Here is a 7290-nt window from a genome sequence, read left to right as displayed (position 1 = left end):
TGCGCGGCCCATTCGTTCATCCACCTCGTGCTGCACGCCTGGCTGGGTTCGCGCATCTGGGAAGGAAGGTTGTCATGACCTGGCTCGTGATCATCGTCTTCTGCGTGCTCGCTTTCGCGGGCATGCCCCTGGCGTTCGCGCTGGGCTTCGCGTCCCTGGCCGCCCTGTACGCCGCCGACTTCGAGCTGGTGATGCTGGCGCAGCGCATGCTGCACGCGGTGGACAACTTTCCGCTGATGGCCATCCCGCTGTTCATGCTGGCCGGCGAGCTGATGGTCAAGGCCGGCATGATGGAGCGGCTGGTGGCCTTCGCCAACAGCCTGGTCGGGCGCGTGCACGGGGGCCTGGCCCACGTGACCATCATCGCCGGCACCATCCTCGCCTCGGTCAGCGGCGCGGCCGTGGCCTCGGCCAGCGCCTTGGGCAGCGCCCTGGTGCCCGCGCTGCGCAAGCACTACCCGGACAGCTTCAACTGCGCGGTGATCGCCTCGGCGGCCAACCTGGGGCCGGTGATTCCGCCGTCCAACGCCATGATCGTCTACGCCCTGATGGCCGGTTCCTCGGTGTCGGTGGGCGGGCTGTTCATGGCCGGCATCGTGCCGGGCGTGCTGCTGGCGCTGGGCTTCATCGGCATCGCCAGCTTCATCTCCTGGCGGCGCAAGTACCCGCCCACGGGCGAGGCCTTCAACGCGCGCAACGCCTGGGTGCAGTTCCGCAAGGCGCACATCATCCTGTTCATGCCCATCATCGTGGTGGGCGGCATCATCGGCGGCGTGTTCACGGCCACCGAGGGCGCCGCCATCGCGGTGATCTACTCGGGCGTGGTGGGCCTGCTGGTCACGCGCAAGCTGAGCCTGTCGGACCTGCCGGGCTGTCTGTTCCGTGCGGCCGTCACGGCCTCGATGGTGGGCGCGCTGATCGCGCTCGCCGCCACGGTGACCTTCCTGCTCACCGTGGACATGGTGCCGCAGCAGTTGGCGGACTGGGTGAAAAGCATGACCGCCGATCCCATGGTGTTCGTGCTGCTGACCATGCTGCTGCTGGTGGTGGTGGGCATGTTCATGGAGTCGAACGCGGCCTACATCATGCTGGTGCCGCTGTTCGTGCCGATCGCCGACGCCTTCGGCCTGGACCCGCTGTGGTTCGGCTTCCTGTTCATGTTCAACCTGGTGATCGGGATGATGACGCCGCCGGTGGGCGTGCTGTTCTTCGTCATGAGCGGCATCACCCGCGTGCCCATGGGCGCGATCATCCGCGAGTCCATGCCCTTCGTGATCTTCCAGTTCGGCATGCTGCTGCTGTGCGTGGCCTTTCCGTCCATCGTCACGGCGCTGCCGCGCGCGCTGGGCTTCTAAGGGGTGGCCATGTCACTGGACGCATCCAGCCCGGCGGCGCCGGGCCCAATGGACCGGCTGGACCTGCTGATCACCGGCGCCACGGTGGTGCACACGCGCCCGCAGCTGGAGGTCATCGAGAACGCGGTCATCGGCATCGCCGGCCCGCGCATCGCCTTCGTGGCCCGGGCCGGCGACGCGCCGCGCGTGGACGCGCGCCGGACCATCGACCTGCGCGGGCACCTGGTGCTGCCGGGCTTCGTCAACGTGCACACCCACACCATCCTCACCATGGTGCGGGGCGTGGCCGAGGACATGGGCTTCGCGCCGGCCTACACGCCCGGGGTGCCGCATGGCCATGAGGTCACGCCGGACGAGGCCGTGGCCCTGGCGCGCCTGGGCGCGCTGGAGGCCCTGATGTTCGGCTCCACCGTCATCAACGACAGCTACGTGCACGCCGACCTGACCCTGCCAGCGATGGCCGACGTGGGCCTGCGCGCCTACGCCTGCGGGCGCATCCACGACGTGGACTTCTCCCGCGTGCATCTGGGCGAGTGGCGGCACGACGAGGCCATCGGCGAGCGCACCCTGGGCGAGGCCCTGGCCCTGCACGCGCGCTGGCACGGCGGGCCCGAGGGCCGCACCGGCGTGCACCTGACGCCGCACGCGCCGGACACTTGCTCACAGGGCCTGCTGCGGCGGGTCGCCGACCACCGCGAGCGCCACGGCGGCGTGGTCACCACGCACCTGTCGCAAAGCCGCATGGAGAACCAGCGCGTGCAGGAGCGCGATGGCTGCACGCCCTGCGAGCTGCTGGAGCGCACCGGCCTGCTCGGCCCCTCGCTGATCGCCGCGCACGGCATGTACATGAGCGAGTCGGACATGCGCCGCGCCGGCGCGGCGCGCATGAACCTCGCGCACGTGCCCAAGGGCAACGCCACCGGCGGGCGCATCGCGCCCACGCGGGCCATGCAGGACGCCGGCATCCGCCTGGCGCTGGCCACCGACAACATGCACGCCGACATGATCGAGGTCATGCGCTGGGCGCTCAACCTCGGGCGCATACAGACCGGCGGCATCGACGACGGCTGGCAGCCGGCGGACATGCTGCGCATGGCCACCTACAACGGCGCGCACGCCATGGGCCTGGGCGAGCACCTGGGCAGCCTGGAGGCCGGCAAGCTGGCCGACATGGTCTGCGTGGACATGCGCCGCCCGCACCTGGTGCCCAACATCAACCCGCTGGGCAACCTCGTGCACACCGGCCAGGGCCGCGACGTGGCCATGGTGCTGGTGCACGGCGAGATCGTGGTGGAAGGCGGTCGCGCCCTGCGCGTCGACCAAGACAGCATCCTGGCCGACGCCCAACAGGCGGCGGCCGCCTTGTGGGAGCGGGCCCGCGCACAAGTCGAGCCCCGGAGAAACGCTTGAACATCCTCGTCATCAACCCCAACATTTCCCTCAGCGTCACCGAGCTGATTCACAACGAGGCGCGCCGCGCGGCCCTGCCCGATACGCGCATCACCATGGCCACCGCGCCCTTCGGCGTGGCCTACATCGAGACGCCGGGCGAGGCCGCCGTGGGCGCCTACGCCACGCTGCAGCTGCTGGCGCAGCAGCAGGCGGATCACGACGTGGCCGTCATCGCCGCCTTCGGCGACCCCGGCGTGGCGGCGGCCAAGGAGCTGCTGGACATTCCCGTGGTCGGGCTCACCGAATCGGCGGTGGCGGCGGCCTTCCTGCTCGGCGGGCGCTTCGCCATCGTGGGCATCTCGCAGCGCATCGGCGCCTGGTACGTGCAGACCGTGGAGCAGCTGGGCCTGTCCTCGCGCATGACCGGCTACCGCGGGCTCAAGCAGGGCTTTGCCAGCGTGGGGACGGTGCAGCAGGAAGCGCGCGACGTGCTGCGCGAGATGTGCCTGAGCTGCGTGGAGCAGGACGGCGCCGACAGCATCATCCTGGCCGGCGCGCCGCTGGCCGGTCTGGCGCGCGAGATCGCCGCCGACGTGCCCGTGCCCCTGATCGATGGCGTGGGCAGCGCCATCCGCATGGCCGAGGCCCTGGGCCGCGCCGGCTACACGCCGCGGCGCAGCGGCGCGATGTCGCCGCCGCCCGCCAAGGCCCACCAGGGCCTGAAGGACGGCCTGGCCAGCCTGATCGGGCGCCAGCCATGAGCGCCGCCGGACCGTTCCCCAGGCGCTCAGCCCCGCAGCGCGCAGCACGGAGGACCCTGCCATGAGCGATCGCCCGAGTTTCGACCTCGTGGTCCGCAACGCCCGCGTGGCGACGGCCTCGGACAGCTTCGTCAGCGACATCGGCATACGCGATGGCGTGATTCAGCAACTGGGCCACGGGCTCGCCGCCGGCGCGCGCGAGATCGACGCGGCGGGCCGCGTGGTCACGCCGGGCGGCGTGGACGCGCACTGCCACCTCGACCAGCCCATGGCGCCGCCGGTGCGCATGGCCGACGACTTCGACAGCGGCACGCGCGCCGCGGCCTGCGGCGGCACCACCACCGTCATTCCCTTCGCGGCGCAGGTCAAGGGCCAGTCGCTGCGCGCCGCGGTGGACGACTACCACGCGCGCGCCGAGGGCCGCGCGCACATCGACCACGCCTTCCACCTGATCGTGAGCGACCCCACGCCCGAGGTGCTGGGCCGCGAGCTGCCCGAGCTGATCCGCGAGGGCTACACCTCGTTCAAGATCTACATGACCTACGACGACCTCAAGCTCGACGACGGCCAGATCCTGGACGTGCTCGAGGTCGCGCGGCGCCACGACGCCATGGCCATGATCCACGCCGAGAACGCGGACTGCATCGCCTGGCTCACGCGCCGGCTGGAGGCGGCGGGCCGCACCGCGCCGCGCTTTCACGCGCACGCGCGGCCCATGCTGGTGGAGCGCGAGGCCACGCACCGCGCGATCTCGCTGGCCGAGCTGATCGACGTGCCCATCCTCATCGTGCACGTCTCGGGCCGCGAGGCGGTGGAGCAGATCCGCTGGGCGCGCGCGCAGGGGCTCAAGGTGTTCGCCGAGACCTGCCCGCAGTACCTCTTCCTCACCGCCGAGGACCTCGGCATCGACGACAGCTACAAGGGCGCGCGCTGCGTCTGCAGCCCGCCGCCGCGCGACAAGCAGAACCAGCAGGTGATATGGGACGGCCTGAGCGACGGCCTGTTCACCGTGTTCTCGTCCGACCACGCGCCGTTCCGCTACGACGGCACCGAGGGCAAGAAGCCGAACGGCGAAGAGGTGGCCTTCCAGCACATCCCCAACGGCATCCCCGGCATCGAGACGCGCCTGCCGCTGCTGTACTCGGAAGGCGTGCTGGGCGGGCGCATCACGCTGCAGCGCTTCGTCGAGCTCACGTCCACCAACCCGGCCAAGGCCTACGGCCTGCACCCACGCAAGGGCACCATCGCCATCGGCAGCGACGCCGACCTGGTGATCTGGGACGAGGGCGAGCGCACGGTGCGCAACGCCGCCCTGCACCACGACGTGGACTACACGCCCTACGAAGGCATGGCCCTGCGCGCCTGGCCGGGCGTGACCATCGCCAGCGGCGAGGTGGTGTGGGACGGACAGGCCTTCCACCCGCGCCGGGGCCAGGGCCGCTACCTGCGGCGCGGCCGGCCGAGCCTGTTGCCGGCCCGGCCTACTTCGCTCCCCCCACACGCCGCGTGATCTCGGCGGCGCAGGCCAGCAGGGGCTTGGCGATGCGCCCGTTCCACGCGGTGTCGAAGGTGGCCGACGGGCCCATCACCAGCACGCCGAGCACGATGTGGCCCTCGGCGTCGAACACCGGCGCGCACAGCGCGTCGATGCCCGGGATCGGCTGACCGAGCGTGCGCGAGAGGCCGTGCTGGCGGATCTCGGCCAGCGTGGGCTCCAGGTCCTGGATGGTGTGCACCGGCTTGGGCGCGGTGCCGTAGTTCGAGCGCGCCAGGTCCTCCGCCAGCAGCCGCTCCACCACCTTGGGCGGCAGGTAGGCCGCGAACAGCCGGCCGGTGGCCGTGTTGGTCAGCGACATCACGGTGCCGGTGCGCAGGTTCACGTGCAGCGGCTGGATGGGTTCTTCCATGCGCACGATGGTCGGCCCCAGGTTGCCCCAGACCACCAGGGCCACGCTCTGCCCCGTGGCGTGCGCGAGCTGCTCCAGCACGGCGGACGCCTCCTTGACCGGGTCCATGCGCTGCAGCTTGATCAGGCCCAACTGCAGGGCCAGCGGCCCCAGCTCGTACTGCCCGGCGTCGTTCTGCGACACGAAGCCCACCTTGAGGAAGCTGACCATGTACGGGTGGGCCTTGCCCGCCGTCATGCCGGCCGCCTTGGCCAGGTCCTTCAGGGCCACCGGGCGCACCTTGCGCGCGAGCTCCAGCAGCAGGGCGCTGCCGATCTCGATCGACTGGATACCTCGACGGCTCTTTTCTTCCATGGGGACGTGGGCGGTGGGGGCGCGGGCAAGTGTATCCATAGGGTTTTCCCTGATAATTTCAAACGGCTACGACCCAATCAGACGAAAAGATATTATCAAACGCATTGACCATAGTCAGATAGGGCTTCTAGAATCGCCCCCACTGACAAGGAGCAAGGCATGTCACAGGAGACACAAGCCGTCGACGTACTGGTGATCGGTACCGGCGCATCGGGCATGGCCACGGCCGTCACCGCCGCCGCGCAGGGGCTGCAGGTGCTGGTGGTGGACAAGCAGCCACAGTTCGGCGGTACCACGGCGCGCTCGGGCGGTTGGCTGTGGATCCCCGGCACCCACCTGGCCAAGGAGCAGGGCATCGAGGAGCCGCCCGGTGCGGCCAAGGCCTACCTGAAGCACGAGGCCACCACGCACTACGACGAGCGCCGCGTCGACGCTTTCCTGGAGAACGGTCCCAAGGCCATCGAGTTCTTCACCAGCCAGACCCCGCTGCGCTTCGACCTGCCGCCGGTCTTTCCCGACTACCACGCCGAAGCCCCCGGTGGCCTGCCGGGCGGGCGCTCCATGGTGACCCGGCCCTACGACGGCCGCGAGCTCGGCCCGCGCATCAAGCTGCTGGCGCCGCCGCTGCCCGAGCTCACGGTGTTCGGGATGATGCTGGGCTCGGGCCCCGAGATCCGCCACTTCATGCGCGTCTTCAAGTCGCCCACGTCCTTCTGGTACGTGACCAAGCGGCTGACGCGCCATTTCTTCGACGTGCTCATCCACGGCCGCGGCATGACGCTGACCAACGGCAACGCGCTCGCGGGCCGCCTGGCCAAGGCCGCCATGGACCGCGACATCCCCGTGTGGTTGTCCTCGCCGGTGAAACAGCTGCTGGTCGAGGGCGGCGCGGTCACCGGCGCGCTGGTCGAGCGCGAGGGCCGGCCGGTGCGCGTGGTGGCGCGCCGCGGCGTGGTGCTGGCCGCGGGCGGCTTCCCCTACGACGTGGAGCGCCGCCAGCAGCTGTTCCCGCACGCGCCCACGGGCCGCGAGCACTTCTCGCCCTCGCCCTCCACCAACACGGGCGACGGCCTGCGCCTGGCCGAGGCCGTGGGCGGGCGCGTGGACGGCACCATTCCCCACGCGGCCGCGTGGGTGCCGGCCTCCGTCACCACCCGCCCGGACGGCAGCGCGGGCGTGATGCCGCACTTCATCGACCGCGCCAAGCCCGGCGTGATCGCGGTCAACCCCGAGGGCCGGCGCTTCACCAACGAAGGCAACTCGTACCACGACTTCGTGCAGGCCATGGTCAAGACCTGCGAAGGCCGGCCCGAGGTCTTTGCCTGGCTGCTGTGCGACCACAAGGCCCTGCGCAGCTACGGCCTGGGCTGCGTGGCGCCCGCGCCCCTGCCCATCGGCCGCCACCTGCGCAACGGCTACCTGAAGTCCGGCGCCAGCCTGGCCGAGCTGGCCACCCAGCTGGGCATCGCGCCGGCCACGCTGGAGCAAACCGTGGCCGAGTTCAACCGCCACGCGGCGAAG

Annotated in this window: 6 protein-coding genes; 5 read left to right on the top strand and 1 reads right to left on the bottom strand. The window is 70.8% G+C overall.

Translation table 11 applies throughout. The annotated features are described in order from the left end of the window. Positions 1-74 precede the first annotated feature (74 nt). The 4 genes from BGO22_RS21995 to hydA all read left to right on the top strand — a co-directional run bounded on the left by BGO22_RS21995 (position 75) and on the right by hydA (position 5018). Positions 75-1355 (top strand): TRAP transporter large permease, encoded by a 1281-nt coding sequence (locus BGO22_RS21995; protein ID WP_286852435.1) that lies wholly within the window; start codon positions 75-77, stop codon positions 1353-1355. Between the two features lie 9 nt (positions 1356-1364). After that, the gene (locus BGO22_RS21990; protein WP_286852434.1) at positions 1365-2765 is read left to right on the top strand and encodes an amidohydrolase family protein; all 1401 of its coding nucleotides are present in this window, start codon (positions 1365-1367) and stop codon (positions 2763-2765) included. Continuing rightward, positions 2762-3508 carry an aspartate/glutamate racemase family protein gene (locus BGO22_RS21985; RefSeq protein ID WP_070399681.1) on the top strand — a complete coding sequence of 249 codons (747 nt, stop codon included), beginning with the start codon at positions 2762-2764 and terminating at the stop codon, positions 3506-3508. Before BGO22_RS21990 ends, BGO22_RS21985 begins: the two co-directional genes overlap by 4 nt. A gap of 61 nt (positions 3509-3569) precedes the next feature. Further along, entirely contained in the window at positions 3570-5018 is a 1449-nt protein-coding gene (gene hydA / locus BGO22_RS21980; RefSeq protein WP_204743742.1) for a dihydropyrimidinase, read from the top strand. Here hydA and BGO22_RS21975 read toward each other — a convergent pair. Beyond that, the gene (locus BGO22_RS21975; protein ID WP_254668171.1) at positions 4990-5769 is read right to left on the bottom strand and encodes an IclR family transcriptional regulator; all 780 of its coding nucleotides are present in this window, start codon (positions 5767-5769) and stop codon (positions 4990-4992) included. The genes hydA and BGO22_RS21975 overlap by 29 nt on opposite strands. 159 nt (positions 5770-5928) lie before the next feature. On the opposite strand from BGO22_RS21975, the gene BGO22_RS21970 reads away from it, so the two are divergent. Beyond that, the coding region (locus tag BGO22_RS21970; protein WP_286852433.1) for an FAD-dependent oxidoreductase at positions 5929-7290 on the top strand (1362 nt) is incomplete at its 3' end.

The organism is Hydrogenophaga sp. 70-12, from assembly GCF_001897365.1.
Classification (GTDB): Bacteria; Pseudomonadota; Gammaproteobacteria; order Burkholderiales; family Burkholderiaceae_C; genus Hydrogenophaga; species Hydrogenophaga borbori.
Note: the sequence above shows the minus strand (reverse complement) of the source record. Positions and strands in the feature narration are given on the sequence as shown.

Coding starts and splice junctions, on each gene's coding strand:
- hydA (WP_204743742.1), top strand. CDS start 3,570: ATGAGCGATCGCCCGAGTTTCGACCTCGTGGTCCGCAACGCCCGCGTG.
- BGO22_RS21995 (WP_286852435.1), top strand. CDS start 75: ATGACCTGGCTCGTGATCATCGTCTTCTGCGTGCTCGCTTTCGCGGGC.
- BGO22_RS21975 (WP_254668171.1), bottom strand. CDS start 5,769: ATGGAAGAAAAGAGCCGTCGAGGTATCCAGTCGATCGAGATCGGCAGC.
- BGO22_RS21990 (WP_286852434.1), top strand. CDS start 1,365: ATGTCACTGGACGCATCCAGCCCGGCGGCGCCGGGCCCAATGGACCGG.